Genomic DNA, 26046 nt, shown 5'->3' with positions numbered 1-26046 from the left:
CCTTAACCACGTTTCAGCAGCACTTGGCCGCCATGAGTGACAAGTAGTGCTTTTTGAATTTCTTCTTCAGGGTTAATTGCGAAGTTCTTTTCGCTATCAAACAGGGTTTCAATGAAATTCAAAACGTTACGTGCATACAGTGCCGACGCTTCAGTCGAAACTGTTGAAGGAATATTTGGAATACCAAGAATTTTCACACCATTGGCAGTCACAACATTTTCGCCGCAAACAGAACCTTCAACGTTACCGCCTGTTTCAACCGCCATATCTAAAATGATTGAGCCCGGTTTCATTTTGGCAACGGTTTCTGCTTTGATTAAACGTGGTGCGTCACGACCCGGTAATAATGCAGTCGTAATCACGATGTCAGCATTCGATACGGCTTTATCAACAATAATCGCTTGATCGCGAATGTAGTCTTCACCCGGCATCCAGCCATAACCATTTTTCGCAGCATCAGCTGCTTTTTGTTGCTCTTCTGGTGACATTGGTACGTCTAACCATTTACCACCTAAAGATTCAACTTGGTCACGTGCTGTAGGACGTAAGTCAGTTGCTTCAACTACGGCACCTAAACGTTTCGCTGTTGCAATGGCTTGTAAGCCTGCAACACCTACGCCCATGATCACAACCCGTGCAGGTTTTACTGTACCAGCTGCTGTCATCAGCATTGGGAACATACGTTGATATTCTGCCGCAGCCAAAAGCACAGATTTATAACCTGAAAGGTTGGCTTGAGATGAAAGTACGTCCATGTTTTGCGCACGAGATAAGGTCCGTGGCAAAAGTTCCAATGCAAATGCAGACACGTTTTGTGACGCAAATTGGTCAAGTTCGGTGTTGCGGTAAGGGTCAAACATCCCCACAACGGTGGTGCCCGCTGTGAGTTTTTGAATTTCGTCACCTTTAGGCGCACGAACTTTCAAAATCATTTGACTACCGGTATAGGCATCATCCGTAATTTTGGCACCAACTTGTTCATAGGCGCTATCGATGTAAGCAGCGTTTACCCCTGCTCCACGTTCAATAACGACGCTATGACCAGCGCTGATCAACTTCTTTACTGTTTCAGGCGTCGCAGCGACGCGATTTTCACCGACAACAGTTTCGGCTGGAATTCCGATCTGCATGAGCGTTCCTCAAGCTAATTTTTCTTAAGTAAACATCGCAATCCGCGATGTCTCCCCTCAGGATGTGTTTTTGTACAATTTTTGGATTCTAATTGAACTTTTTTAAAATACTACCCAATATTTATTTAATAAATGCCCATATTTTGAACTCATGATTCATGAAAAGAATGATGCGATATTTCATTTATTCAGTTTTATTTGTCGATTTATTACTCATTTTTATTCTACTTATAACTTTTTAATATTACTTAAGACTCAAAACATAAATAATTTAGTCGGTTTTAGCGCGTATTGTTTCAGCGCGTTGATCATTGTGACATTTTCATTCGACAACTAATGATTCGAACTTGTCGTTACAAATCGACTTAAGTCAGGTAAAGCCAGTCGTTCATTCAAACTGCATCAGCTCGTTGACTCATTTGACAGTTTTGACGTGCTGACTGGTATTGAAAACTGACTTTTTTCTACCACAGTCTAGTCAAATCGGTCAGCTTGAATATTCGATGAATTTTTGCGCACGTTTCGGGTTTATCGAAGTCTTGCCCTCCCCACCTGATGCTTCGCCTTAAGTCTTAGAATTGGCTTTTTTAGCTAAAAAATAATTTTTTGAATATTTAGCATTATGATATCGCTATTGGCTTTGTATCACCAAAAACAATAATTGCACCATTTATGTGCAATTTTCACCTTAAATGTTTCAGCCTGATATATTTGACCTGTCGAGTCATGTTGAGATTAAAAAATTCAAAACCAAATTGGTCATTTCTTCCACTGTTTTTCATGTTTGATCTAGCAATCCCTTATGCATAAAGGAATAAGTACTATTCTTTTTTTGCATTTTTACTCACACGATGCATTTTTTATAATCAAAATGATAGTTCAAACTTATCGGATCAATGCTGTCGAATTCGTTCAGTCGTCATGAGGCACACCTTAACTTATGTCAAGAAACCTTAGTCCGCACTTCATCGGTGCAATTTTTGCGCTGATTGCTGCCTTCTTGTTTAGTACCAAAGCAATTTTTATTAAGCAAGCCTATGCACTTTCTCCTCTTGTCGATGCCACTGTCCTCATGGCTTTACGCATGATGAGTGCATTGCCGTTTTTCTTGGTCATTGCATGGCTGAGTCGACGTTCTTATCAAACGATTCAACGAAAAGATTGGGTGCTCTTGCTCATTTCAGGATTAATCGGCTATTACTTTTCGAGCTGGCTCGACTTCCGTGGCTTGATGTATATCAGTGCTTCGCTTGAACGAATTATACTTTTCCTATATCCCACATTAACCGTGCTGGCTTCCGCTGTTTTATTCAAAAAGCCACTAAGTTTTAAAACCATTCTTGCCCTGATTTTAAGTTATGGCGGGACAGTTTTAGTGATGCTACAAGAACAAAATGCCACACCACATGATCAGTACTTTTGGCTCGGATGTAGTTTGGTTTTTGCCAGTGCCGTGTTGTTTGCGATTTATTTATTACTCACGCCAGGCCTCATGCAAAAGTTTGGTTCTTTACACTTTACCGGTCTAGCTCTGAGCATTGCCTGCGTTGGGACGATTATTCATTTTCTATTTGCAACACCGCAGCCTATCGCCTTGCTCCAACAACTCCCGAGTCAAGTCTGGCTGTATGGTTTAGCGCTCGGACTATTGGTTACTGTGCTTCCAACCATTTTGATGATGCAAAGTATCGTCCGACTCGGGGCAGCACAATCGGCCATGATTGCCTCTATCGGGCCCATTTTAACGATTTTACTGGCCGTCGTGTTACTGAATGAACATTTAAACCTATGGCAATGGGTCGGTTGCGGTCTGAATATGCTGGGTGTCTTGATGATCAGTCTCAGTAAGAAATCCTAAACGGGTGAGTGGATACAATTCACAGAGAAACACTTTAAGACCTGTTTGATTTTCCTTATAGTGACCACAACAGCTTGGCAGCAAATTCTTTGCATATGCTTCCGCCCAAAATCTGGACAATTTATGAAAGCCTCGATCGACATTAGCCATGATAAAACCCTGTTGTGGCTTATGGCTGCTGCATGTGGTTTATGTGCGGGTGCCAATTATTATTGCCAACCTTTAGTGGCTTCTATCCAACAAAGCTTTCAAATTCCTCAATCAGAAGTGGCGCTAACCGTCACCTTTGCGCAAATTTCTTATGCTTTGGGGCTACTCTTTATTGTGCCGATAGGCGATATTGTGAATAAAGCCAAATTTATTCCATTACTCATGCTTGGTGCGACTGTGGGTTTAGCCCTCTGTGCTTTTTCGACCAATCTATACATGCTTTGGGCAGGAACAATTATTACGGGGCTATTTTCCGTGGCTGCTCAGGTTCTTATCCCTTTGGTCACGGTTGCGATACGACCTGAAAAAATTGGGGCTGTTGTTGGCTTTTTAATGAGTGGGTTATTGGTCGGTATTCTGTTATCGACCAGTCTCTCTGGCTTATTGTCTTATCTGTTTCATTGGAAATCGATTTACATCCTCAGTGCGCTCTTGATGTTGGTATTAGCTGTCTTACTCAAAAAGCGTCTGCCTGTGGTCAGCATCACACGGATGCCCTACAGCCAAGTTTTCCAGTCAATGGGCGCATTACTCAAACATGAGCCACGGTTAATTTTCCGATCTCTGATTGGGGGCTGTGTCTTTGCCGCGATGAGTATGCTATTTTCCACCATTGCTATGTTACTGACTGAGCCACCTTTTCAGTTGGCCGATGTTTGGGTCGGTGTCGTGACTTTAGTTGGTGTGTTTGGTGCCCTTTCAACACAGTGGATTGGCCGTTGGGCAGATTTTGGCTTTAACCGAAAATTAACTTGGCTCGGTTGCAGCATCTTAGCCCTCAGTTGGGGACTGCTGTATTTGGGTGGATCATCTCTTGCTTTTTATATTTTGGGCTATGGTTTAATCAATCTAGGTTTGGCAATGGTGCATAGCTGTAATCAAAATATTATTTTCCAACTCAACCCGATTGCACGCTCTCGAATCAATTCAATTTATATGACTTTTTATTTTGTCGGTGGTGCATGTGGTTCAGCTTTGGGCGTATTTGCATGGCATCATGGCGGCTGGACCACCACCTGCATGACAGGGATTGCTTTAGTCATTGCTGCTGGATTTTTTGTATTGATCGATCAACTCTATACTGCGCGGCAACTAAAATATCCACAATGAGAAGTATTCATCACCGCAATAAAGCCACATTACTGTGGCTTTATGTTTTTGAAATTAACTGACCTGCACCACAGGATAAAAGGGTTTGCCTAAATCCAAGGTTTCTGCATTTTCTAAAAGAATCACCATAAATACCGGTAAGAGTGCCGACAGTATTGTGCAGCCATCTTGAAGCTGTTTGCGATTGACCGAACTTTTATAGGTCGCGCCGCCATGAACCATTTGATTGCGTAGCGTATACATGCGATTGAACAGCACCATTAAAATATCAACGGAATCTTTTTCTTTAAGCGCGTGCAGTACTTTTTGTTTTTCATGCGCCAAACCCTCTTTGCATGCGTCATGGCTAATTTTTTGATTTTGATAATCCCAAAAACCCTGATAAACATAGGGATTATCCAAAAACAACCGTATCGGCTGGCTAAAACGCTCCCATAAAATATTATAGATTTTATGCTCTGCATCCTGTTGGCAAATCAGATATAAAAACTGCCTTAAGCTTTGCTTGTCCTGCGCAATCTGTATATCTTGTGCGTATATTGCGTTGAAGGACACCCACAAACTGATAAATTGCAAATCGAGATCATCTTGAAGATCAATCGACTTTTTCAGCCAACTTAAACCTCGATGAATGCGTAAATTAAATTGGTCGGTATGTTCCGACTTTTTACTTTTGAATATTTCTTCAAGTAGCATCATGCCTGCTAAATTCCAATGGATAATTCGTTTATTTTTCTACCATTTGAACTTAGCGCAATTGTTTACTGGCATGCAATTAAAATATCTCTGTATTCAACTATTTGGTTTCATCTTGTGTGAGATAGGTATAACGTTCTAAGAGATCATTTTCATCAAAAATCAATTCATAAGACATTTTCTTTCCATTAAAAACGGATTCGGCAGGTGTTCCTAAAAGTTCCCATAACCCCACGGTCGCCACATCTGCAGCACCATGCCAAAACGCACGTCCGACTTTACTGGCAGTCGAATAACCTTGGGTAAAAGTATAAATTTCATAGCGTTTGCCATTTTTATATTCAGAGGTGATCGGTGCGCCAAATTCAGCAATCACCAAGTTACGAGATAGCCCTTGTTGAATCATTTCGGTATTTTTCTTGTTTGGCTGCTTGCTTGCCATGACAACTGAACAGCCTGTTGTGCCTGACAATGTGAAAACTAAAGCTAATCCTAAGCAGGTCTTTTTTCATCATGTGGTATTCCCCAAATTCTTCAAATTTCTATTTTTAATTTTTGATTTTCATCTGCTGTTGATCTTAATTGTTTCTTTCATCTTTTTCATTTTTTTATACGACTATTCGTCTGATTTTTAGAATGATTAGCGCTTGAAAGATTCACATTTATGAAGGTTTCAGACTGAATAATGCTTTAAGTTAATTATTGTTTTGTTGGTGACGAATTCGGTGGAACAAACCAGTTTTTCCAAGAGCTACTATGGCGAGTTTCAATTGCAACGGTAGGGATGAGCTCTTGCTTCAGCATTTTTTCTTGACCCACGGCTTTCGCCAACCGCGCTTTGACCGAGTGTATACACTCACGGTCTTCAAACTCACAGCGGTCAAGGTTGGAGCCACCACAGGGTCCATTGGCTAATCCTTTGGGGCAGGTTTCTGGGCAAATATACAAGGTTTCACCTAAACGACATTGTCCGCAACTTTCACAGCCCACGATGCCATGTTTACTGATAAATTCTGTTTTCAGCAAGGCTGCATCAGCTTTCGGTTTTTGCCATAATTTGGCCGCAAAAATATTAGATCCCACCCCTTTGGCCAGTTTTGAACTAAAAAATAACTCATGCATGACATGCATACTTTTATATTTCAAAACTTGTTCAACTGGAGCTTTATGGTTATTTGCGCCCGTCGGGTGGAAGTTCACATCTACACTAGAGCGCCAAAGCATTTTCCATTTTGCTAAAAAATGTTCAAACGTTAATGTGGCAAATTGCAAAATTGCTTTTTGCAACTTCTCTTGCTCTTCCACTTTATGGCAAGCTGATAAATGAACCCCTGCATAGCCCAAATGCTGACACATTAAAATTTGTAAAGCACAGCGTTCATAGACATTCTGTTCAGCTTGTATGGCGTCAGTTTGCTGTTCTTGTTGCAAAAAATTTAATACATCTGCTGAAAGCACGATGCCTGCAACTTTTTGCTTGGCCATAAAACGGGCTCGGGCAAATGTCAGCGGCATGACACAGGCCATTACAGGCACACGTGGATAGTATTGCTGCATATAGCGTTGGTAACTAATCAGCACATCCATGTCAAAGCCCAACTGTGTAATCACATAGTCAGCGCCAGCTTGAATTTTTTTATTCAGTTTAAAAAACTGCGCATCCTTTTCTGCTTCTGCATATTTAAAAGGATTAAATGCTACCCCTAAATAAAACCAGCCATAGTCTTTGGCTGCCATGACTTGATTGACCGACTCTAAATAACGACTCCGTAAACTCGGATCATTTGCCCCATCCTGATGCTGCTTCAGCTTATCACCACTGAGCAAAAGTAAATTCTCTACCCCCTGCTGCTGAGCATCTTTCAGAAAAGTTTGAAAATCTGAGATATCTCGACCTTTCCCCGAATAATGCAGAATTTTTTCAATGCTTTGAGGGTAGTCTTGCATTGCTTCTAAAGGAGCAATATCCGTGTCACTTTGTACTCGGTCAGCCAATGTCATGCACACAGGAAAGCCTGCAAATGTCGTTGGGACACGATGCGGTTTTTGCGTCGTTAGATATTCAAACGAGATACAAAACTGGCGTTGCAATAGATATTGGGAAAATAAAGACATAAAGGCAGGCAGTCAAATCTGCTAAGAAACCATACAATAAAGTTTATAAAATTATAGATTAATCACATAAAAATTTAAATTACTTAAGCCACACTTCCGACTCTTTCTAGCCTGACCTTGAATTCGTCACGCTAGCAAGACCATGTCCCAAACCACAATTTATGCTAATATTGCGCGCGTCTTGAAATGCGGTTTTTTTCATCGTATTTCGGACTGCTTTTGTAATTTCTTCACCATTTTCCATTTCGTTCTTCCATCTTGTTCTTTTAAGGCGTGTTTTTTTAATGACTGATCTCCAACCCATTGAAAATAAACTTCAACCACGAATCAGTGTTGCGCCAATGATGGATTGGACGACTCGTGACTATCGTTTCTTTGCACGCTTGTTTAACCCTAATGTGATTCTCTACACCGAGATGGTCACCACAGGTGCGATATTATTTGGCGGTGCGAATCGTCATTTGGACTATAACAACGAAGAACACCCGATTGTGTTACAGCTTGGTGGTTCAAATCCCAAAGATTTAGCGACCTGTACCAAGATGGCACAGGACTGGGGCTATGATGAAGTAAACCTCAATGTCGGCTGTCCGAGTGACCGCGTTCAGAACAATAAAATTGGTGCATGCTTGATGGCAGAGCCTGATTTGGTGGCTGAATGTATTGCTGAAATGCGAAATGCTGTTGATATTCCAGTGACCGTGAAACACCGCATCGGGATTGATGACATGCAGTCTTATGAAGAAATGCTGCATTTTGTCGATACCGTGGCAAAGACTGGCTGTGACAATTTTATCGTGCATGCCCGTATTGCCCTGCTGCAAGGTTTGTCGCCAAAAGAAAACCGTGATGTGCCACCTTTACGTTATGAAGATGTTTATCGTCTGAAACAAGAACGTCCAAATTTATTGATCGAAATTAATGGCGGGGTGAAAACCTTTGCTGAAACGCAGCAACATTTACAACATGTTGATGGCGTGATGATTGGCCGTGAGGCTTATCACAACCCGTATTTATTGGCTGAGATCGGTCAGCTTTGGGATCTCGAATTACCTAACCGTTTCGATATTATCGATCAGATGCTACCGTATATTGCTAAACGCATGGAAGAAGGTGCGCCGCTTTCTATCATTACCCGTCATATTTTAGGTTTATTCCAAAATCTACCAGGTGCTCGAAAATGGCGTCAGGCTTTAAGTGGTGGCAATGCCAAAACCTTTGCAGATGTGGAAAATGCCATCCAAAATATTAAGGATGCAATGCAACGTACAGAAGACTATTTACGTGATCATCCTAAAGTCGTTTTAGAAGATTAATCTTCAAAAAGTGAAAGCCTGCTATTTTGCGGGCTTTTTTTATTTTTCATGTTTCTTAAAGTGCTTGCTTGATAAGATCGACAACTCAGCTAAATCATCTAAACAGTCACATCATCACTCAATGACTATTGACCGTAATATTCCCTTTGGGAAAAGGTTCATCATCATAGCCAGTCCATTGATAATCAGATGGATCTTCTTCCTCACGCATACCCACATAACTCTCAGGCGCCGATGTAACAGGTTCAACCTCTTCGGTTGGCTGTTCCAATTCCTCAACCAAATGATTCAACTCTTGATCTAACTGCGCCTGATATTTTGCAATTTCAGCTTCGTCAATGAAGGCAAATTGTTCTTCATCTATTTTCCATGCATAGCCTTGCAGGTCTTTGTAAATATCGACCAAAACTGTATAAGGCTGACCATCGTATTGCAATGTCGCCTGAGCCTTAAAGCTTAAACCCTTACGCTCTAACACTTTTATATTTTGAATCCGTAAATGGTACTGCCGATAATCTGGATTCTGATCAAACTCGTGCTGCATCTGCTGCTCAATCTGCCGAGATAATTCATCTGTCGAGACAAAATAGCTACAACCAGCCAAACTCAACAGTAAAAAAATGGTGAGCCATCGAAACATATTGCATCCCCCATGATGCATTTATTCTTGATGAAAAAGTCAGACCGATCACAGATTGCGATCCAAACATTCCTCATTGTTTGCTTCATAATAGCCAATAAAACACACAGTACAAGCCAAATTATCAAGATTTCTCAATTTTATATTTAATTTTGATATCAATCACTTAAATTGCATTTTTGCTGTTTTAAAACACTGACAGCCTTGGTCTCTTGCTGACATATTTTTGTTGAAAATGACCATTTTGGTAGTAGTTTCCTAACCTTCATATTTTCAACATGAAAACGATTCCATTGTGAATTTTCAATATAAATCCTGAAATAAAACATCGTAAAGGCGCCATAAAAAATCCCCGAACATTGCGGGGATTTTTAAGGCATCAACTGAGATTATTCATCGTCCGTTTCAGGCTCATGATGTAGCGCATCATGTATGGCTTCCACCAATTGCTGTGCAATTTCTTGTTTTGATGCCTTCTCTAAATCACGCTTTTCCATTTGATATTGATCGGCGAAGAACACGGTCATGGCATTTTCGTCTGAAGCAAAACCAATGTCTTTACGTGAAACATCATTGCAAGCGATCATATCGAGTTTTTTTGCCACAAGTTTGCCTGCGGCATACTCCTCGACATTGCGTGTCTCGGCAGCAAATCCAACCATAAATGGACGTTTCGACTGCTGCGCAATCGTTGCAACGATATCTGGGTTTTTAATTAAAGCCACATTGAGTTCATCGCCAGCTTTTTTGATTTTATGCTCTGCAACTTCTGCCACGCGATAATCCGCAACAGCTGCTGTTGCGATAAAAATATCACAGCCTTCATCTAACATTTGCAGACTAGTCTCTAACATTTTAATTGCAGACTGCACATTAATCCGTCGTACACCATTTGGTGTATCTAAACTGACGGGTCCTGCGATCAGCGTTACTTTAGCCCCAGCTGCATAACAAGCCGCTGCCAGTGCAAAACCCATTTTCCCTGTGCTGTGGTTGGAAATATAACGAACAGGATCTATCGACTCGCGTGTTGGACCTGCTGTAATCGCTACATGTTTACCTGCAAGCATGCCAAATTTTTCAGCAATAGCTCGCTGTGCTTGATGAAAATAGGCCGTCACTTGATCCGCTAAATCTTCTGGCTCAGGCATACGTCCTAAGCCCACATCTCCACAGGCTTGAGAACCGGCATCGGGCATGATCACATGTACGCCATCTTCAACCAGTGTATTTAAATTACGCTGTGTCGCTTTGGCTGCCCACATTTGCTGATTCATCGCAGGGGCAACCCAGACGGGTGCTTTAGTCGCAAGATAAAGTGTTGAAAGAAGGTCATCTGCTAAACCCGCCGCAAATTTTGCCAGCGTGTCGCAACTTGCAGGAGCAACCAATACCAAATCAGCCCAACGTGCCAATTCAATATGCCCCATACCCGCTTCTGCTTCGGGATTGAGTAATTCGGTATGTACAGGGTTGCCTGAAAGCGCCTGAAACGTTAGCGGGGTCACAAAGGCTTGCGCACCTTGAGTCATCACCACGCGCACATCAAATCCAGCATCTTTTAACCGACGGACAAGAATGGCACTTTTATAGGCTGCGATACCACCAGTGACACCTAAAAGAATATTTTTTGTGGGCATTACACTTAAATCAAAGCTCACGAACAGGCTACCTATCTGTTGCAGTGGCGCTCACAATAGCATTAAATATGCACTGACCCAACAATCTGCTGTGAAATAGCCGATTGACTGATAATAAAAAAGTCTAAGAATAATGAATAATTCAATTAAAAATTGGCCTGAACAAGAGCGCCCACGTGAGCGCCTGATTCAAAAAGGCGCACAAAGTTTATCCGATGCTGAGCTACTGGCTATTTTCCTACGCTCTGGTTCCCAGCAGCACTCTGCTGTCGAACTCGCACGACTCCTGATCCAACATTTTGGTCAGTTGCAAGCGCTAATGAATGCGTCACTTGAGGATTTGCGCCAGTTTCATGGCATCGGAAACAGTAAATATGCGCAGCTCATGGCGGTAAAAGAACTCGGTAAACGCTATGTGAGTCAACATTTTCAAAATGAAGCCTTAGAATTGCAACATTCTGAACAATTACAAAATTTTCTTCGCTTTGAATTTTTAGCGGAACGTCAAGAAGTCTTTGGCGTGCTCTGTCTAGATGCGCATTTAAGAAAAATAAACTTTAAAAAACTTTTTTATGGCAGCCTCAATACCTGTGAAATTTCCATCAATCAACTGCTGCGTTATGTCATTTCTGAACATGCCAGCAGTATTGTCATTGCACATAATCATCCTTTCGGTCGTGCAGAACCTTCTGCTGCCGATCTTGAATTGACTCGACTCATTCAGCAGGCTTGTCAGCTGGTGGAAATTCGACTGATCGATCATTGCATTATCTCAACAGAAGGGAGTTTTTCCTTTGCTGAACATGGCTTGCTCCAAGCACACTCATCTGCATGAAACAGTTATTGACAAGTGCTTGAGCAAACCCGAAGATCATCATAATTTTTTAAAACTAGAAATTATCATTCGAACATGATCGTCCGTGACCAACCGAGTATTTTTAAACTGCTATTTTCTTGGCGAGGAACGATTTTACCTAAGGTTTTACCGCCGCTCGGGATCGTTATGTTGCTGTCTGCCATTGTGGGCGGCTTATCCTATGTCGATATCTTCCATTTTACCGAATTTCCTTTGGTCGGCTTTACCCTAATTGGTGTCGTGCTGTCGATTTTCTTGGGCTTTAAAAACTCAGCCTGCTATGACCGTTGGTGGGAAGCTCGGCGTTTATGGGGCATTTTGATTGCCAACGCGCGACATTTTGACCGTGACTGCCGTTTACTCAGTCAAGGCCGTCGTGAACGTGTGATTCAACATGTGATCGTCTTTGCCAACGTTTTACGTGACCGACTCCGCCATCAAACCGCCAATCCCACTGAACTGGTTGAAACCAGCGGCATGAGTGCGAATGCCATCACCCAGTTATACCAACAGGCCAATGCACCGCAGTACACGTTGAGTTTGATTCAATGGGAGCTAATGCAAGCGCTCAAAGATGGTGAGATTTCAGATATTATTTATACCCAGATGAATCAGCATGTGATGGAACTCAGCACCGTACAAACCGGCTGTGACCGTATTGCCACCACGCCATTACCGTTTGCGTATTCAGTCTTGCTGAATCGAACCGTTTATTTTTTCTGTTTTGTCTTACCCTTTAGCTTGGGTTCTACTTTAGGCCTTGCGACCCCCCTTTTGGTCGGGATTTTGGCCTATACCTTTTTAGGCTTAGATGCGCTGAGTTCTGAGATTGAAGAGCCCTTTGGTACACAAAGTAATGACCTTCCATTGGACTCGATGGTGCGTACTATTGAAATTGAACTTCTTGGAACTTTAGGAAAACCCACCCCACCACCGATTCAAGCTAAAGATCATAATTTATTATAATTGGTATGCGTTTCGCCTGAATGCACGGATCGCATTCAGATCCATGATCCATACAACACCCATAATAAGGAAAAATCATGAAAATAAAAAAACGGATTTTCACTTATAAGCCACAACCGATTCTGCATCCTTGCAAAGCGCTTGCTGTGATTTTCATGTTCGTTGTGTTGCTGTTTAGCATCGCATTACTCCTAGCATGGCAAGGCATATTATTCACATCATGGCAAAGCAATTGGCAATTCTTATTCCTGATGAGTGCTCTATTTGTCATCAGTATATTTCGTGACAAATCGCAAAGAATCAAATTTCCATTTTGGATTCAACAGCATTTGATTGATCCCAAATTGGCTTTGGATTTAAAAGAACACGCCTTACGCAGTTCAGATGCTGTGATTGTGGATTATCGAGAGGTCCGTGAACATTGGTGGCAAGGCAAACAGCAACAATTGCTCTTAAAGCTCAATGAACTTGAAGAGGCGAAATGGTTTAGCGTCGATCTCCATCAAGTCTTTGCGAGTACTTTGTTTTTAAACATTCATGTGCAATTGAATTCTGCCCTCATTGGGCAACAGATTTGGGTGCATTATTTGGCACGTACGCGCACCATCGTGCAGTTATATGCGCATGATCAGCTTGATGATTTTCATCAAATGAAAAACTACTTTGCCATGCCCTATACGGGGAATATCTATTTTGAGCAGATTCCAACACGGCTTACGTTGGATTTACCTTATTTATCGGAAATTCATGCCGTTCGTGAAGAAGATCAACCCGGTTATCTCCTCAAACTGAAAACCAGTTATGGGCAGAGCTATCGTATCAGTTCACAGGCACGGCATTTTGATAAACTCGAATTGGCACTCTCAAGCGCCATTGATTTTATTCCTTATCGCAATTTTAAACATCAACCTACCATGCAATCTGCCTTGCTGACCAAGAGGCATCCTCAACGCGTGACAAGTCTACTGTTGTGCATAATCGCCATCAGTGTTTTTATCATCGCGTTTTTGTTCAAGGCATGGTTCTGGGCATGCGTTGCCGTGGGCTGCCTCTATCTGCTTTACCGTAACATTCAGCATTATCGAACTTCACCGTTTATCGAAGATCCTGATGTCAATGTGACTTAAAACTGTCCCAGATTCCAACTTGCCCTTCTTTCACTCGAGGGATGTTGCCGAGTTTGATCCATGGCATATTGTCACCATGAAAATCACTCCCAACAGAAACTTTTAAGTTAAAGGCAGCAATCATACGATCCACCATTTGACGAGTCGATAATGGCTCAATTGCCGGTGGTAATTCCACTGCATCACCGCCCGCTTCAGCAAAGATTTCAATCAAATAACGAATATTGGTCGCAGATAAATCATAACGCGTTGGATGCGCTAACACTGCAAAGCCACCACTGGCATGAATCACCTCAATGGTCTCAACAAGACTCGGACCTTCAAATTTTACAAAAGCTTTTTTGCCTTCTTTAATATATTTATCAAAAGCTTGTTGTGGACGTGAAACTACCCCCTTTTCCACCAAAGTTTTGGCAATATGGGTACGTGTTACCCGATCTGGAATATGGTCGACTTTGGCAACCACATCGCTATAAATATCTTGACCAATTAACGGTATCAGTAAGTCACAAATCTGCCGAGCACGTTCCGCTCGAATACGCTTTTGATCCATTAATAAGGCTTGTAAGGGCGCAGGATTTTGCATATTTAAAGCGACGATATGCACACCATAACTTTTTTTGGTCGCAGGTCTCGACCACTGGCTAGAAATCTCCACACCAGAGATTAATTGCAGCTTTAATTCATGCGCAACCTGCTCTGCAGCCAACAAACCGTCCATCGTATCGTGATCAGTCAAAGCCAGCGTATGAATTCCAATAGCACTTGCGGCCTGCACCAAAGCCTCTGGTGACAAAGTACCATCAGAAATATTACTGTGTGTATGTAAATCTACGCCTTGCATCTCTATACTATGTCATTTATTTGATCAGATTTAGATACTCTAACATGAAAGCACTTTTAGACTTTGTGCCACTCATTATTTTCTTTTATTTATATAAAACTGTAGATCCAAAAGATACGCAGCACCCATTATTACAATTAATTGGTTCTGCTGGGGGTGTCGATAACAATAACATTCTTGTGGCAACATCAGGTCTCATCATTTCCATGCTTGTGGTTTATGGTGCATTGTTTGTCATGCAAAAATTCCGTCTAGATAAACAACAATGGATTGTGTTGTTCATGACCGTGATTTTTGGTGGTATTACCCTGATGCTAAGCGATGATTTTTATATTCGCTTAAAAGCCGTTTTACTGAACTTAGTTTTCGCAGGGGCGTTTTTACTTTCTCCACTGTTTAGTAAAGATAAGAAACCGCTCATCGAACGTTTATTTGGTCCAGTCTTAAATTTAACCGCTGTCGGTTGGAAACGATTGAACTATGCATGGGCTGCAATGTTCGTGGTGATGTCATGTTTACACACCTTTTTCGCTTATTTGTTTGCAGACGGAAAATATTGGGGTGAATTCACTGCTTTTGGTGACATGATCGTGATGTTTTCCTTTATCATTATTCAGTTTATTGTATTACGTAAATACTTTAAGACCTCAGAATAATCCATTCGGTCAAAAATCAGGAAAAGTCATGCCATTATTCGTCGTAAGCTGTACAGATAATGAAGGTACAGTAGAAAAGCGCCTTGCAGTTCGCCCTCAACATCTTGAACGTCTACAAAAACTTGATGATGAAGGTCGTCTGATTGTTGCAGGTGCGATGCCTAAAGATCCGGCAAACCCACAAGCTGGTTTTTATGGCAGTACGATCATTGTCGATTTTGATAGTCGTGAAGACTTAGACCAATGGTTGGCAGATGAACCTTTCCTCAAAGAAGGGGTTTATGGCCAAATTGATGTCAAACCATTTAACAAAGCATTTCCTAAAGGATAAGGTTCATGCGCGTCGTTGTTTCTAGTTTACTGGGCTTATCTTTAATTTGTTCAACTGCATGGGCTGAAGAACCGGCTCCTGCACCTGCTGTAGCCCCTGCTGCTCAAGCAACGACTGCAACGCTTCCTCCCAATCCTGTGCCGCATACCATTCCTGCCAATAAACCGGGCATCATTAAAGTGGCGGCAACTGTCAATCCCAATGGTCAACCTCAAGATGCAAATCCATTGACCATTGAACAACTGGCAAAAAATAAAGCACTGCAAGATGCCAAAGTCAAAGCGATGGTCAAAGACCAATCTGTACGTTTACAACAGTTAGAAAAAGCTAACCTTGAAGCCTTGGCGCAAAACCAAGAATTACAACTTAAAAATGATAGCTTGGGCGTACAAGTACAAGTGCTACAAAGTGAACGTAGCGCGCAGATGTTTTTATATGGCGGGACCACACTTGGTGTTGGCGTGATTTTAGGTTTCTTATTGGCCAGTTACGTCTATACCAAACGTCGTCGTCAATGGTAATTCGTTTTTCTACTTCAATTTAAAGGTTGCTTGAGTTTTGTCAGGTGCAATTCAGACTGCCGATCTCGATTGGCAAATGATCGATGGCATTGATATTCCAGTGTCTAAACAGTTTGGTGATGTGTATTTTTCGAAGGATAACGGCCTACTCGAAACACGTCATGTGTTTTTAAAAGGGAATGACCTCGACACTCGCCTTGCGGCACTGACTGATTTTGAATATTTCAGTGTCGGCGAAACAGGTTTTGGTACAGGCTTAAATATTTTGGCCTTGTGGCAATTATGGCAACAGGTTCGTCCAGATAATCACAGTCATCTGCATGCTATTTCTGTAGAAAAATTCCCTTTATCTAAAGTAGACCTCATTCGTGCATTAAATGCATGGCCTGAATTACAACCTTTGGCACAGCAACTGATTGCGCAATACCCTGAACCCATTGCGGGATGTCATCGACTCAATTTTCCAGAAGAACGTTTTTCAATTGATCTTTGGTTAGGCGATGCACACGACGTGTTTCCGGTCATGGCAAAAACTGCTACGGTCAATGCATGGTTCTTGGACGGTTTTGCACCCGCCTGTAATCCTGACATGTGGGAAGAAAACGTACTCAAAAATATCGTACGTCTATCAGACATTGGGACGACCTTCGCCTCATTTAGTGTGGCAGGTGTACTCAAACGCGGCTTACGTGAGCATGGCATTACCATTACACGACCACGTGGCTTTGCTCATAAGCGTGAAATGCTCAAAGCCTTTTGGCTCGCACCTGAAAAGTTAGATGATCAATCCAATGCTGCTGACATACCCACTTTAGACGAAAAAAAAAATCCTGAAATCACTGTAGGTCATAAGCCCCGTCAAATCGCGATTATTGGCGCTGGCATCGCCGGTTTAAGCTGTGCTTGGGCATTTGCTCAACGTGGGCATCAAGTGCGTATTTACGAGAAATCAGCACCACTCAGCGGTGGGTCGGGTAATCCTCTTGCCCTACTCAACCCTAAACTCAGTCCAATTGAACAAAGTGCTGAACATTTGATGACCTTGAGCTGGTTATATGCACTCAAGCATTATCAAAACTTCAAGGCATTTCGTCCCTTACAGATTCACCAATCTATTTTAAAAAATAAAGCAGAACACCTTGATTTAGCTCAAAGTTATCCTTCAGAGGTATTAGCTGCTGAAGAAGGCACGCTAAATCAATTAGCCTCAACATATCCAACCCTGCTCCTCAAACAAGCAGGCGCAGTCAGTCCACATCAGCTTCGTGACCAAATCTTGGCACATCCACACATTGAATTGTTACAAGCAGATATTCAACGCATTGAACAGCAACAAAATGGCGTTGCGCTATTTACAGTGGATCAGCAGCTTCCATCTGCCGAGCATGTCATTCTCTGTGCAGCACGTGAAAGTATGCAGCTACAAACAGATTATCCAGAGCTGCGTGCCATTCGTGGACAAGTCAGTTGGTTGAACAATCCCGCTCAACAGATGGATATGCATACCGCCTATAGTTATGGAGGCTATTGCATGCAACTGGATGCCGAACAGATGATTATGGGCGCGTCATTTTATCCCGGCCGTGATGACACCGACGTTCTCACAGAAGATCATGTGCATAACTATGAACTTATCCACAGTGTGTTCCCCGACTTTGCCAAAACCTTAGCACCGATTGAGCAATGGCAAGGACGTGCCGCAATTCGCGCACAGACAAAAGACTTTTTCCCTGTAATTGGTGCAGTCCATGAAGATCAGCAAATTTATAGCTGTAGTGGACTCGGTTCTAAAGGTTTCCTGTATGCCCCGCTCTGTAGTGAAATCATTGTCGCGCTGGTCTTAAAAGAAGCCTGCCCTATTCCAACACAGCTACTAGATAGGATTCATGCAGCACGTTTTATACGACGCGCTAAAGCGAAACAAAAAACCAAGAAGCCTTATTTTCAAGGTCAGATCCCGTCATCTCCACCTCAAGAAAAATAACTTGCAATAAAAAAGCGCCTTTCGGCGCTTTTTTTGATTCGATCTTATTTCCCTTGTTCCAAAGGAAGACCGGCATCACGAGCAGCACGCGTGCCGCCCATTAAGATTACATATTCACGTGAGCTGTCAAAACCCTCTAGTAACTCTGCTGCACGTGGAGCTTTACTTCCGCCACCACATAAAATGTAAATGGGTTGATCCGTTGACACCTGAGTCAGTGCATCTGATGACAATGCGGTGATCGGTTGGTTAACCGCACCTTTCACATGTGCCTCAGCATAAGCACTTGCATCGCGAACATCCCAGATAATCGAGTCTTCTGGGAACTCAAATGTTGTAATTTCTTGTTTACGGATCATTGCGCACTCCTTTTGATGTAAACAACACTTGGCAAATGAAGAAAACATCCCTAGCATCTCAGATATTCTTTCCCTTTGTAAAGGTCTAATCTATGCCTTCTTTTGATATTGTTTCCGAATTAGAAGTTTTTGAAGTAAATCATGCAGTTCAAAACACGCAAAAAGAAATTGCGACGCGTTTTGACTTCCGCGGTCATGACGTTTCAATTGAGTTAAATGAGAAAAATAAGGAAATCAAAATCTCAACAGAAAGCGATTTCCAATGTGAGCAAGTGTATACCATGCTCGAAAATCATTTCTTCAAACGTAAAGTCGACATTCAAGCGCTCGATCCACAAAAAATGACCGCTTCTGGTAAAAATGTCATTCAAGTGATCAAACTGAAAGACGGACTTGACTCTGATACTGCAAAAAAAATCAATAAAGCCATTAAAGAAAGCGGCATTAAAGTGCAATCTTCTATTCAAGGCGACAAAATTCGTGTGACTGACAAGAAACGTGACACTTTGCAACAAGTGATGGCGTTCTTAAAAGAGCAACAGTTTGGTGTGCCGCTTCAATTTAACAACTTTAAAGATTAAGGCAGTACAACTGCCATTGAGGTCAATATGGCACGTCCAAATCGTCTAAATAAACTGGTCAAAGCAAGCTCTAAATTACCCAAAGGTATTCAAAGTCGTTTGCTCAGTCGAGCTTTTGGTCGTGTCGTACCCATGGTTGGAACAGCTAAAATCCAGTATAAACATGTCAGCCCTGAGCGTGTTGAGGTGAGCATCGCCAATCATAAGGCGATGCAAAACCATATCGGGCAAGTACATGCCTGTGCCATGGCACTGATCGCAGAAACAGCCACAGGATTTGTCACAGCAATGAACGTCCCTGATAGCGCCATTGTTCTGATTAAAAGTCTGAAAGTTGATTTTAAACGTCCAACCCAAGGTGGGATGAAAGCCATCGCAACACTTACACCTGAACAGCAACAACAAATGCAAAGCACAGAAAAAGGTGAAACCTTAGTACAGGTCTTAGTCACCGATGAATCTGGTGAGGCACCAATTCAATGTGAAATGCTCTGGGCGTGGGTGGCAAAATCCGCTCTGAAAAATAAATAAATGTAAATAAAACTTACTTTTAGGTAAGTATAAGTTTTACCAAATTTCAGCAAAATCAAGACTGTTTTTTACTATTTATACGCCGTAATTCCGCTCAATATGCTTGCACGACACAAATATATTGAGCACTTTATGAAAAAAATCATTCCCCTTTCACTCATCAGCCTGGCGGTGTTTTTAACAGCTTGCCAAAGCACAATTCCTGCAACGCCAACGACTTCAACTCAAGTGGCTGAAAGCAATATTCAAACCAGCCAAGCGGCGTAAAATAAGAAAATCGTCATTGATTTTTATGAAGGCGTTTTTCTTAAACATCAGGTTAAAGCATATGCTGACCGATATATTGGCAATCAATATATTCAACATAATCCGCATGTTCCTGATGGCAAAGCGCCTTTTGTTGATTATTTTACCGAGTATTTTAAACAAAATCCTGAAGCAAAAAACCAGATCAAACGTGCTGCTGCCGAAGGTGATTTGGTCTATTTACATGTGCACTCTACGCAAAATAATCAAGACCGTGGAGAAGCCATTATTGATATCTTCCGTGTTGCAAATGGTAAGATCGTCGAGCATTGGGATGTGCAACAAAGCATTCCTGAAACCAGTGCCAATTCAAACACGATGTTCTAATTTCCAATTCGCTATCAATAAAAAAGCCACTCGATTGAGCGGCTTTTTTGCGTCTAACTTTAATTAAGCTTGATCTGCTGCAAATTTAGCTTTTGCATCCGCAGGAATTTGACGCTTAGCACCTTTCACATCCACAGCGACAAATGTAAACACACCTTCGGTTACGCGAATTGGATCACGTGAGCTGTCATGACTATCCCAAACTTCAATCTGCATTTGGATAGATGTATTACCCACTTTTAAAATTTTGGTATATACACTGATGACATCCCCGACTTTCACAGGAACGAGGAAGGTCATTTGGTTAATTGAAATCGTTGCACAGCGTCCTTGACTGAAACGCTCTGCGTGAATTGCACCGGCCAAGTCCATTTGTGACACGATCCAACCACCGAAAACATCACCACTCCAGTTGGTGTCTGCAGGCATCGCGATGGTTTGTAGGGAAAGCGTTCCTTCAGGTTTTACATGAGTTTCTGACACTTTAGCTCCTGGCGCTGACATTTATTGAGGTAGATTTAACTGCTGATTGAGCCATTGTTGTAACTCACCAGCACGCATTGCACCGCTTATTCTAGCAATTTCGTTGGTTTTATTCATCAAAACCAGTGTAGGAATACTGCGAACATTAAATGCACCGCTCAATCGAGGGTTTGCTTCTGTATCAATTTTGGCAAAAACCACCTTCGGATTTGATTTTGCAACTTGTGCAAAGTGTGGCGCCATCATCTTACATGGTCCACACCACTCAGCCCATAAATCGATCAGCACAGGTAAATCACTATTGCTAATAAAATTTGCAAAGTTCTTTTCATTCAACTCGATGGGCGCCAATGGAATCAATGCTTGGTGACATTGACCACATGCAGGTCCAACTTCGAGTTTTTCTTCAGGTACACGGTTTTTTGCACCACATTCAGGACACACAACGATCATTTAGCTGACTCCAACATGTTGATGTAAAAATTCTAATTGGGTTGCCATGGCTTTTTCAAACCATTGCCCGTGATAAATATCAAAATGTTGCATTTCCCACTCATAATACTGCACATACGGTGCAATATTGGTCGCAGTTTCTCGGCTTGATTCAATGGGAATCAAACTATCTTCTTTGGCTGCAATAAAAAGTACCGGTATGTTAATTTTACGGACATCCAATATTGGGCGATAACGGATTAACTTAAAAAAGGCCCGAGCCGGAATTTCGCCACTCCAATAAAAATCAGAATTTACAATCGATAAGTAGCCCGCATAACTGTCTTCAGACTGTAAAAAACACAATCGATGTGGATGAACTACAGGTAAAGTCGTTGGGCTCATCCCAACTTTAGAACCCATATAGTCCTGACTCGATAATTTTAACGCTTTGGGTAATTGCTGTAAGGGATACAATTTTGCACTTTCAGCGCCGTCGACAAATGGAACTTGTACCATCACCGCTTTAATATTTTTAAGCTCTGCCGCTAAACTGAGTACATAGCCACCACTCAGCGATGTTCCCCATAATACAATGCGTCTCGAATCAATCGATTTACGCTGCTGTAAATGATCGATCATGGTCCGCCAATCTTCAAGTTGGGCTTTAAGATTCACCAACTCTCTCGGACGCCCTGTGCTGCCCCCCCAATAGCGATAATCAAACAACACGACAGCATAGCCCGCTTGTACAAAGCGCTTGGCATATTGCACTAATTTAAATTGGCGTAATGCAGCCAAACCATGCGCCATGAGAATGACTGCTGGTTTTTCAACAGATTTTGGACGATAAAAGTCAGCAGCTATAACATCTTGTCCGCTTTTGACATACAGTGGTTCGACTGTATAGGCGTGCATACGCGCTCCATTGCGTTATTTTATGGTTGTAATCGCTTATAAAAATTTAAGAACATTCTGCTCAAGTTTGTGCTTAATGCTATCATAAAGCATAAATCTATGAATTAAATTATGGAGTGACTCAATGAGCGAAAATGTTGGTTTTGCAGGTCAAATCGGCCCAGAACATGTAGCGCAAGTGGTTGAAAAAGGCTTTAAATCGATTATCAATAACCGCCCTGACATGGAAGGTGGTCCTGAGCAACCAACCAGTGCTCAAATTGAAGAAGCAGCTCGTACCGCTGGTTTAGATTATGTTCATCAACCGGTTGTTGCGGGTCAAATTTCTGAGCTAGATGTCCGTAACTTTGCTAATCATTTTAATGAATTGCCAAAGCCTGTTCTAATGTTCTGCCGTACAGGTAACCGTTCAAATAATCTATATCAACTAGCAAAACAGATGGATCTTTTGGATGACTAAGGCTTTCATTCAAAAAGCTTTATTGATCGCAACATGCATCTTTTCTGCACCCACATTTTCTGATAATAACAGTCAGCCCTTAAATGCAAATTTAAGTGTCTCTGGACAAATGACCACAGATAAGTTTTCAAGTTTACTCAAACAACTTAAATTTAAATCTGTAATTGTGAATCGACCAGATAATGAGGCGGGCAATGAAGTGACTGTTTTACAGTTACGAGGCATTGCGGAAAAGTCTCATGTGAGTGTTGTGTATCAACCTGTGCAAAGCGGTAAAATTTCTCAAACAGACGTGAAGGAATTTGCCAAATACTATAATGAGCTTCCTAAACCCATTTTGATGATTTGTCGTAGCGGTTCTCGTTCGACATCTCTTTTCAATCAAGCTAAAGCTCAAGGTTTGCTCAATGAATAAATTCGTGTTTACCGTTTTATTTACAACGTTGTTGCTAACAGGGTGTAATTCTATGAATGTACGTCCAACCGTTGGTGTAAGTGTCGGGACTGCACTATAAAATGACGAATATAAAGATGGCGCTATTTGCGCCATTTTTTATGTGTGGTATCTTTACGCAATATAACTTTTTCTATACATAAATAACTATTTTGGGGTACTTCATGAAATTCGTTCAAGGGACACTTGTACTTACTTTAGCCACTATACTTACAGCTTGTGGTGGTGGTGGTAGTGATGGATATTTTAATAACGAAGGAACAGATTCTTCTAATCAAAACAATAATAATAACAATGGTGGTACAACAACCCCAACTGAAATTGCAAAAGCACAGTTAGATATTCTAAAACGTGAAGGGCAATATTTATTCGGTAATTATGATCCTAACGATGCATCAACAGCAAAAGGCTATATTGATCATTCAATGGATACATTTGCGCAAGGCCCATTACAATTAAGTTTAGATATTAGAAAAATAAACTTAAACTCATATAAAAATACTTATCACTACAGAGATAAATGTTTCTATTTAAGTAAAACTGACTATAGAGCATGTTATGTTTTTATTGGCGAAGATATTAAAAATGTCTTACCGGGTTATGACAACTGGGATTTCGATATTACAGCTAATGATCTAAAAAACATCAAATTACAACATGATGAAGTGACACCAAACTTAGAAGAATATGAATCCAATACTCGCATTTACGTATTTGAAAATGAAAATGGAGATAAAAATTTCCATGATGTAACAATTACTGGTGCATTTGCTTATCCATTTCAACAGTCTTGGGGAATACAACAAACTCAACAAAAAAGGTTTGTTTTAATAAATGGCAATACAAGCGACTATAAAATTACAACAACAGCAATAGTTACGGATCCAGAAACTGGTGATGATATTGAACGTGAAGTAACAACAGGTGCTATCAGTATTTACAAAGATCTCTCTTCTCTCGATGGAGATTTATACAATATTCAATCTGGATCAGGATTTAATGTATTAATTAACGATAACCCAAATATTCCTTTTGCAGAACCAATTTCATTCGTATTAAACTCAACACCAGGTACCACAAGTTCAGCAAGTTATCGTGTGAAAGCTTCAGGTGAACAAGAACTAATTTTACCTAGCATCACAACAATCGATGGGACTCGAGTTGAGAATGAAGCCTCTAGTTTAAATAGCCAGACATTTACTGGAAGCATTAAATTAACAGGGACGAACATTTTGAAATTTAAACAAGCTACAAGTGGTAGTCTTAGTTTTGAACATGCTATTAATGGAATAACATTCAAAGGTTCATCTACTAATAATGCAGGAACTGTAAGTACAAGTTTAACATTACCTTTTGGTATTAAATTTTAAGTGTAAAAAAATGCAATTAAACCCTCTATACTGAGGGTTTTTTTATATATTAGATCTAAACTCATGAAATGAAGCATATCCAAATGTATGACATCATCATTATCGGTGCAGGAACAGCAGGCATTTCAGCCTATAAAGAAGCAATCAAAAAAACACAGAATATTCTTATCATTAATGATGGTCCTTGGGACACCACCTGTGCACGGGTCGGTTGCATGCCAAGTAAAATACTCATCTCTACTGCCAACCGTATGTACGAAATAGGACATGCTAATAATTTAGGGCTAGATGTCAAAAGTGAAATTGATACCTCTAGCGTCATGCAACATGTTCAAACCTTACGTGATCGTTTTACACTAGCCACCTTAAAAGATGTTAAAAGTTGGCCAAGCCAACATAAAATTTCAGGAAAAGCTAAATTTATTGATTCAAATACAATTCAAGTAAATAACCAAACATATCAAGCCAAGTCATTTATCCTTGCAGTAGGTACAACGCCTGCTATAGATACTGAACAAAAACAAATATTAGGCCATAAATTAATTACGTCCGATCAGATATTCGAATTAGAACAACTACCAAAATCTGTCGCAGTTATTGGAAGTGGCGTGATCGCTTTAGAATTGGCTCAGGCTTTAACACGCCTCAATGTAAACACTACTGTTTTTGCACGTAGTCGAAAAATTGGCTCATTGACTAGCCCCATATTACAAAAGCTCGCACAGGAAGAGTTAAGTAAAGAATTAAAGCTAAAGTTTGAAATTTTACCTGAACATTACTCTCTTGAAGGCGATCTAATTCATTTAACCTATACTGAAGAAAACGTACAAAAGTCGCTACAAGTTGACTATGTTTTAGCTGCAACTGGCAGACGTACATTATTAAATACCTTAGGTTTAGAACGTATAAGTGCAGAATTTAAAGATATTAAAAATTTACCGATCAATCCGCATACAAAGCAACTAGCTGATTATCCAATTTTTATAGTCGGTGATGCACATACCAATACCCCTATCCAACACGAAGCAGCTCATGAAGGTAAATTTACAGTACAAAACTGTTTAAACTTTCCACAAATTAAATCCATCAAGACGCTAACCCCTTTAGGCATCTTATTTTCTACACCACAAATGGCAACTATTGGTCAAAGCTATAAGCAACTACAAGATAAAAACACAGAATTCGTCATTGGTTTCGTTTCTTACGAAAAACAAGGTCGTGCGATTGTTGCTGCTAAAAATAAAGGGGCTGCCGAAGTATATGTGGATACAATTAACCATACACTATTAGGAGCTGAGCTATTCTGTGCAGAAGCTGAACATTTAGCACATTTGCTTGCTTGGATGATTTCAGAAGAACTAAGCATACATGAAATTTTGGATAAACCTTTCTATCATCCAACTTTAGAAGAAGGGTTAAGAACAGCATTAAAGCATGCACGACGTCAGTTAAGATAATTTTATCGCTCTATGTAAATTTATAGCGTTGGATATCCAACGCTTAATTTCCGTATCCCCCTCTATCTTTTTCCTTTCCCTTTTTCTTCCACATAAAAAAACACCCCCTTCGCTTTGAAGGGGGTGTTTTCGAATAATGAGCTGGCGATGACTTACTCTCACATGGGTAACCCCACACTACCATCAGCGCTAAGAGGTTTCACTTCTGAGTTCGGGAAGGGATCAGGTGGTTCACTCTTGCTATTGTCGCCAGCACAACTGTTATGGATACTTGCTTAGTCTAATCTCAGAGCAGTGCTCTTCGTGCTAAGTTTTCTACCAAATGAGTTATTAACAGAAGTACTTGAGTTAATTTAAGGTGTTCATTG

27 protein-coding genes, 1 rRNA gene and 1 pseudogene are annotated in these 26046 nt (G+C 41.0%); 17 read left to right on the top strand and 12 right to left on the bottom strand.

From position 1 onward, the window contains the following. Positions 1 to 2 precede the first annotated feature (2 nt). Positions 3 to 1130, bottom strand: coding sequence for a Re/Si-specific NAD(P)(+) transhydrogenase subunit alpha (locus AVJ20_RS12580; RefSeq protein ID WP_111885447.1), 1128 nt, complete (start codon positions 1128 to 1130; stop codon positions 3 to 5). A gap of 940 nt (positions 1131 to 2070) precedes the next feature. Here AVJ20_RS12580 and AVJ20_RS12570 point away from each other — a divergent pair. Both AVJ20_RS12570 and AVJ20_RS12565 read left to right on the top strand, forming a co-directional pair. Beyond that, on the top strand, positions 2071 to 2988 hold the full coding sequence (locus AVJ20_RS12570; RefSeq protein ID WP_111885446.1) for a DMT family transporter: 918 nt from the start codon (positions 2071 to 2073) through the stop codon (positions 2986 to 2988). 123 nt (positions 2989 to 3111) lie between these two features. Further along, a complete protein-coding gene (locus tag AVJ20_RS12565) occupies positions 3112 to 4308 on the top strand; it encodes an MFS transporter (protein ID WP_111885445.1) in 1197 nt (398 codons plus the stop codon). A gap of 54 nt (positions 4309 to 4362) precedes the next feature. On the opposite strand, the gene AVJ20_RS12560 is transcribed toward AVJ20_RS12565, so the two are convergent. From AVJ20_RS12560 to AVJ20_RS12550, 3 genes are all read right to left on the bottom strand, one after another. Further along, complete coding sequence (locus AVJ20_RS12560; protein WP_111885444.1) at positions 4363 to 5007, bottom strand: HEPN domain-containing protein; 645 nt, start codon at positions 5005 to 5007, stop codon at positions 4363 to 4365. A 97-nt stretch (positions 5008 to 5104) separates the two neighbouring features. Beyond that, complete coding sequence (locus AVJ20_RS12555; protein WP_111885443.1) at positions 5105 to 5476, bottom strand: hypothetical protein; 372 nt, start codon at positions 5474 to 5476, stop codon at positions 5105 to 5107. 227 nt (positions 5477 to 5703) lie between these two features. Further along, positions 5704 to 7119, bottom strand: coding sequence for a methylenetetrahydrofolate reductase C-terminal domain-containing protein (locus tag AVJ20_RS12550; protein ID WP_111885442.1), 1416 nt, complete (start codon positions 7117 to 7119; stop codon positions 5704 to 5706). Positions 7120 to 7403: 284 nt separating this feature from the next. Here AVJ20_RS12550 and dusA point away from each other — a divergent pair, with 284 nt between their 5' ends. Next, positions 7404 to 8435 carry a tRNA dihydrouridine(20/20a) synthase DusA gene (gene dusA / locus AVJ20_RS12545; protein ID WP_111885441.1) on the top strand — a complete coding sequence of 344 codons (1032 nt, stop codon included), beginning with the start codon at positions 7404 to 7406 and terminating at the stop codon, positions 8433 to 8435. Between the two features lie 118 nt (positions 8436 to 8553). Here dusA and AVJ20_RS12540 read toward each other — a convergent pair whose 3' ends face one another. Together AVJ20_RS12540 and coaBC are read right to left on the bottom strand one after the other, a co-directional pair. Continuing rightward, the gene (locus AVJ20_RS12540) at positions 8554 to 9075 is read right to left on the bottom strand and encodes an Asp-tRNA(Asn)/Glu-tRNA(Gln) amidotransferase subunit GatC (RefSeq protein WP_111885440.1); all 522 of its coding nucleotides are present in this window, start codon (positions 9073 to 9075) and stop codon (positions 8554 to 8556) included. A 389-nt stretch (positions 9076 to 9464) separates the two neighbouring features. Beyond that, complete coding sequence (gene coaBC / locus AVJ20_RS12535; protein ID WP_078191307.1) at positions 9465 to 10736, bottom strand: bifunctional phosphopantothenoylcysteine decarboxylase/phosphopantothenate--cysteine ligase CoaBC; 1272 nt, start codon at positions 10734 to 10736, stop codon at positions 9465 to 9467. 112 nt (positions 10737 to 10848) lie between these two features. On the opposite strand from coaBC, the gene radC reads away from it, so the two are divergent. The 3 genes from radC to AVJ20_RS12520 all read left to right on the top strand — a co-directional run bounded on the left by radC (position 10849) and on the right by AVJ20_RS12520 (position 13664). Further along, complete coding sequence (gene radC / locus AVJ20_RS12530; RefSeq protein WP_111885439.1) at positions 10849 to 11550, top strand: RadC family protein; 702 nt, start codon at positions 10849 to 10851, stop codon at positions 11548 to 11550. Between the two features lie 75 nt (positions 11551 to 11625). Then, the gene (locus AVJ20_RS12525; RefSeq protein WP_078191309.1) at positions 11626 to 12537 is read left to right on the top strand and encodes a bestrophin family protein; all 912 of its coding nucleotides are present in this window, start codon (positions 11626 to 11628) and stop codon (positions 12535 to 12537) included. A 77-nt stretch (positions 12538 to 12614) separates the two neighbouring features. Then, a complete protein-coding gene (locus AVJ20_RS12520; RefSeq protein ID WP_111885438.1) occupies positions 12615 to 13664 on the top strand; it encodes a hypothetical protein in 1050 nt (349 codons plus the stop codon). Here the strand turns inward: AVJ20_RS12520 and AVJ20_RS12515 are convergent. Then, complete coding sequence (locus AVJ20_RS12515) at positions 13651 to 14508, bottom strand: PHP domain-containing protein (protein WP_111885437.1); 858 nt, start codon at positions 14506 to 14508, stop codon at positions 13651 to 13653. The genes AVJ20_RS12520 and AVJ20_RS12515 overlap by 14 nt on opposite strands. A gap of 44 nt (positions 14509 to 14552) precedes the next feature. On the opposite strand from AVJ20_RS12515, the gene AVJ20_RS12510 reads away from it, so the two are divergent. From AVJ20_RS12510 to mnmC, 4 genes are read left to right on the top strand one after another with little or no spacing between them, the layout of a single operon-like run. Continuing rightward, positions 14553 to 15164 (top strand): inner membrane-spanning protein YciB, encoded by a 612-nt coding sequence (locus AVJ20_RS12510; protein ID WP_078191311.1) that lies wholly within the window; start codon positions 14553 to 14555, stop codon positions 15162 to 15164. Positions 15165 to 15192: 28 nt separating this feature from the next. Beyond that, the gene (locus AVJ20_RS12505; protein WP_111885436.1) at positions 15193 to 15495 is read left to right on the top strand and encodes a YciI family protein; all 303 of its coding nucleotides are present in this window, start codon (positions 15193 to 15195) and stop codon (positions 15493 to 15495) included. Between the two features lie 5 nt (positions 15496 to 15500). Then, positions 15501 to 16016 (top strand): hypothetical protein, encoded by a 516-nt coding sequence (locus AVJ20_RS12500; protein ID WP_111885435.1) that lies wholly within the window; start codon positions 15501 to 15503, stop codon positions 16014 to 16016. Positions 16017 to 16053: 37 nt separating this feature from the next. Then, complete coding sequence (gene mnmC, locus AVJ20_RS12495) at positions 16054 to 18000, top strand: FAD-dependent 5-carboxymethylaminomethyl-2-thiouridine(34) oxidoreductase MnmC (protein ID WP_111885434.1); 1947 nt, start codon at positions 16054 to 16056, stop codon at positions 17998 to 18000. 44 nt (positions 18001 to 18044) lie between these two features. On the opposite strand, the gene AVJ20_RS12490 is transcribed toward mnmC, so the two are convergent. Continuing rightward, complete coding sequence (locus tag AVJ20_RS12490) at positions 18045 to 18359, bottom strand: rhodanese-like domain-containing protein (protein ID WP_078191315.1); 315 nt, start codon at positions 18357 to 18359, stop codon at positions 18045 to 18047. Between the two features lie 92 nt (positions 18360 to 18451). Between AVJ20_RS12490 and AVJ20_RS12485 the strand changes: the two genes are divergently transcribed. From AVJ20_RS12485 to AVJ20_RS12475, 3 genes and pseudogenes are all read left to right on the top strand, one after another. Continuing rightward, on the top strand, positions 18452 to 18940 hold the full coding sequence (locus AVJ20_RS12485) for a YajQ family cyclic di-GMP-binding protein (protein ID WP_078191316.1): 489 nt from the start codon (positions 18452 to 18454) through the stop codon (positions 18938 to 18940). A 27-nt stretch (positions 18941 to 18967) separates the two neighbouring features. Further along, on the top strand, positions 18968 to 19471 hold the full coding sequence (locus AVJ20_RS12480) for a DUF4442 domain-containing protein (RefSeq protein WP_111885433.1): 504 nt from the start codon (positions 18968 to 18970) through the stop codon (positions 19469 to 19471). Between the two features lie 132 nt (positions 19472 to 19603). Further along, positions 19604 to 20104, top strand: a pseudogene (locus AVJ20_RS12475) (ester cyclase). A gap of 63 nt (positions 20105 to 20167) precedes the next feature. Here AVJ20_RS12475 and AVJ20_RS12470 read toward each other — a convergent pair. From AVJ20_RS12470 to AVJ20_RS12460, 3 genes are read right to left on the bottom strand one after another with little or no spacing between them, the layout of a single operon-like run. Further along, a complete protein-coding gene (locus AVJ20_RS12470; protein ID WP_078191328.1) occupies positions 20168 to 20587 on the bottom strand; it encodes an acyl-CoA thioesterase in 420 nt (139 codons plus the stop codon). 21 nt (positions 20588 to 20608) lie between these two features. Further along, positions 20609 to 21040, bottom strand: a complete 432-nt coding sequence (trxC, locus tag AVJ20_RS12465) for a thioredoxin TrxC (protein ID WP_078191319.1) — start codon at positions 21038 to 21040, stop codon at positions 20609 to 20611. Continuing rightward, the gene (locus AVJ20_RS12460) at positions 21041 to 21937 is read right to left on the bottom strand and encodes an alpha/beta hydrolase (protein ID WP_111885431.1); all 897 of its coding nucleotides are present in this window, start codon (positions 21935 to 21937) and stop codon (positions 21041 to 21043) included. A gap of 124 nt (positions 21938 to 22061) precedes the next feature. Between AVJ20_RS12460 and AVJ20_RS12455 the strand changes: the two genes are divergently transcribed. The 4 genes from AVJ20_RS12455 (at position 22062) to AVJ20_RS12440 (ending at position 25678) form a co-directional block, all read left to right on the top strand. Beyond that, the gene (locus AVJ20_RS12455) at positions 22062 to 22397 is read left to right on the top strand and encodes a TIGR01244 family sulfur transferase (RefSeq protein WP_111885430.1); all 336 of its coding nucleotides are present in this window, start codon (positions 22062 to 22064) and stop codon (positions 22395 to 22397) included. Further along, positions 22390 to 22812, top strand: a complete 423-nt coding sequence (locus AVJ20_RS12450) for a beta-lactamase hydrolase domain-containing protein (protein ID WP_111885429.1) — start codon at positions 22390 to 22392, stop codon at positions 22810 to 22812. The genes AVJ20_RS12455 and AVJ20_RS12450 overlap by 8 nt, the downstream gene beginning before the upstream one ends. Before the next feature lie 203 nt (positions 22813 to 23015). After that, positions 23016 to 24221, top strand: a complete 1206-nt coding sequence (locus tag AVJ20_RS12445) for a hypothetical protein (protein ID WP_111885428.1) — start codon at positions 23016 to 23018, stop codon at positions 24219 to 24221. Between the two features lie 83 nt (positions 24222 to 24304). After that, entirely contained in the window at positions 24305 to 25678 is a 1374-nt protein-coding gene (locus AVJ20_RS12440; RefSeq protein WP_111885463.1) for a dihydrolipoyl dehydrogenase, read from the top strand. 139 nt (positions 25679 to 25817) lie between these two features. On the opposite strand, the gene rrf is transcribed toward AVJ20_RS12440, so the two are convergent. Further along, a 5S ribosomal RNA gene (gene rrf, locus AVJ20_RS12435) occupies positions 25818 to 25932 on the bottom strand. Between the last annotated feature and the right edge of the window lie 114 nt (positions 25933 to 26046).

The sequence above is a fragment of the Acinetobacter sp. CFCC 11171 genome, assembly GCF_003268405.1.
In the GTDB taxonomy this organism is placed as follows: Bacteria; Pseudomonadota; Gammaproteobacteria; order Pseudomonadales; family Moraxellaceae; genus Acinetobacter; species Acinetobacter amyesii.
Note: the sequence above shows the minus strand (reverse complement) of the source record. Positions and strands in the feature narration are given on the sequence as shown.

Excerpts from the sequence above, each read along its gene's own strand:
- AVJ20_RS12580 (WP_111885447.1), bottom strand. The coding sequence starts at position 1,130 with ATGCAGATCGGAATTCCAGCCGAAACTGTTGTCGGTGAAAATCGCGTC.
- AVJ20_RS12570 (WP_111885446.1), top strand. The coding sequence starts at position 2,071 with ATGTCAAGAAACCTTAGTCCGCACTTCATCGGTGCAATTTTTGCGCTG.
- AVJ20_RS12565 (WP_111885445.1), top strand. The coding sequence starts at position 3,112 with ATGAAAGCCTCGATCGACATTAGCCATGATAAAACCCTGTTGTGGCTT.
- AVJ20_RS12560 (WP_111885444.1), bottom strand. The coding sequence starts at position 5,007 with ATGATGCTACTTGAAGAAATATTCAAAAGTAAAAAGTCGGAACATACC.
- AVJ20_RS12550 (WP_111885442.1), bottom strand. The coding sequence starts at position 7,119 with ATGTCTTTATTTTCCCAATATCTATTGCAACGCCAGTTTTGTATCTCG.
- dusA (WP_111885441.1), top strand. The coding sequence starts at position 7,404 with ATGACTGATCTCCAACCCATTGAAAATAAACTTCAACCACGAATCAGT.
- AVJ20_RS12540 (WP_111885440.1), bottom strand. The coding sequence starts at position 9,075 with ATGTTTCGATGGCTCACCATTTTTTTACTGTTGAGTTTGGCTGGTTGT.
- radC (WP_111885439.1), top strand. The coding sequence starts at position 10,849 with ATGAATAATTCAATTAAAAATTGGCCTGAACAAGAGCGCCCACGTGAG.
- AVJ20_RS12525 (WP_078191309.1), top strand. The coding sequence starts at position 11,626 with ATGATCGTCCGTGACCAACCGAGTATTTTTAAACTGCTATTTTCTTGG.
- AVJ20_RS12520 (WP_111885438.1), top strand. The coding sequence starts at position 12,615 with ATGAAAATAAAAAAACGGATTTTCACTTATAAGCCACAACCGATTCTG.
- AVJ20_RS12515 (WP_111885437.1), bottom strand. The coding sequence starts at position 14,508 with ATGCAAGGCGTAGATTTACATACACACAGTAATATTTCTGATGGTACT.
- AVJ20_RS12510 (WP_078191311.1), top strand. The coding sequence starts at position 14,553 with ATGAAAGCACTTTTAGACTTTGTGCCACTCATTATTTTCTTTTATTTA.
- AVJ20_RS12505 (WP_111885436.1), top strand. The coding sequence starts at position 15,193 with ATGCCATTATTCGTCGTAAGCTGTACAGATAATGAAGGTACAGTAGAA.
- AVJ20_RS12500 (WP_111885435.1), top strand. The coding sequence starts at position 15,501 with ATGCGCGTCGTTGTTTCTAGTTTACTGGGCTTATCTTTAATTTGTTCA.
- AVJ20_RS12490 (WP_078191315.1), bottom strand. The coding sequence starts at position 18,359 with ATGATCCGTAAACAAGAAATTACAACATTTGAGTTCCCAGAAGACTCG.
- AVJ20_RS12485 (WP_078191316.1), top strand. The coding sequence starts at position 18,452 with ATGCCTTCTTTTGATATTGTTTCCGAATTAGAAGTTTTTGAAGTAAAT.
- AVJ20_RS12480 (WP_111885433.1), top strand. The coding sequence starts at position 18,968 with ATGGCACGTCCAAATCGTCTAAATAAACTGGTCAAAGCAAGCTCTAAA.
- trxC (WP_078191319.1), bottom strand. The coding sequence starts at position 21,040 with ATGATCGTTGTGTGTCCTGAATGTGGTGCAAAAAACCGTGTACCTGAA.
- AVJ20_RS12460 (WP_111885431.1), bottom strand. The coding sequence starts at position 21,937 with ATGCACGCCTATACAGTCGAACCACTGTATGTCAAAAGCGGACAAGAT.
- AVJ20_RS12455 (WP_111885430.1), top strand. The coding sequence starts at position 22,062 with ATGAGCGAAAATGTTGGTTTTGCAGGTCAAATCGGCCCAGAACATGTA.
- AVJ20_RS12450 (WP_111885429.1), top strand. The coding sequence starts at position 22,390 with ATGACTAAGGCTTTCATTCAAAAAGCTTTATTGATCGCAACATGCATC.
- AVJ20_RS12445 (WP_111885428.1), top strand. The coding sequence starts at position 23,016 with ATGAAATTCGTTCAAGGGACACTTGTACTTACTTTAGCCACTATACTT.
- AVJ20_RS12440 (WP_111885463.1), top strand. The coding sequence starts at position 24,305 with ATGTATGACATCATCATTATCGGTGCAGGAACAGCAGGCATTTCAGCC.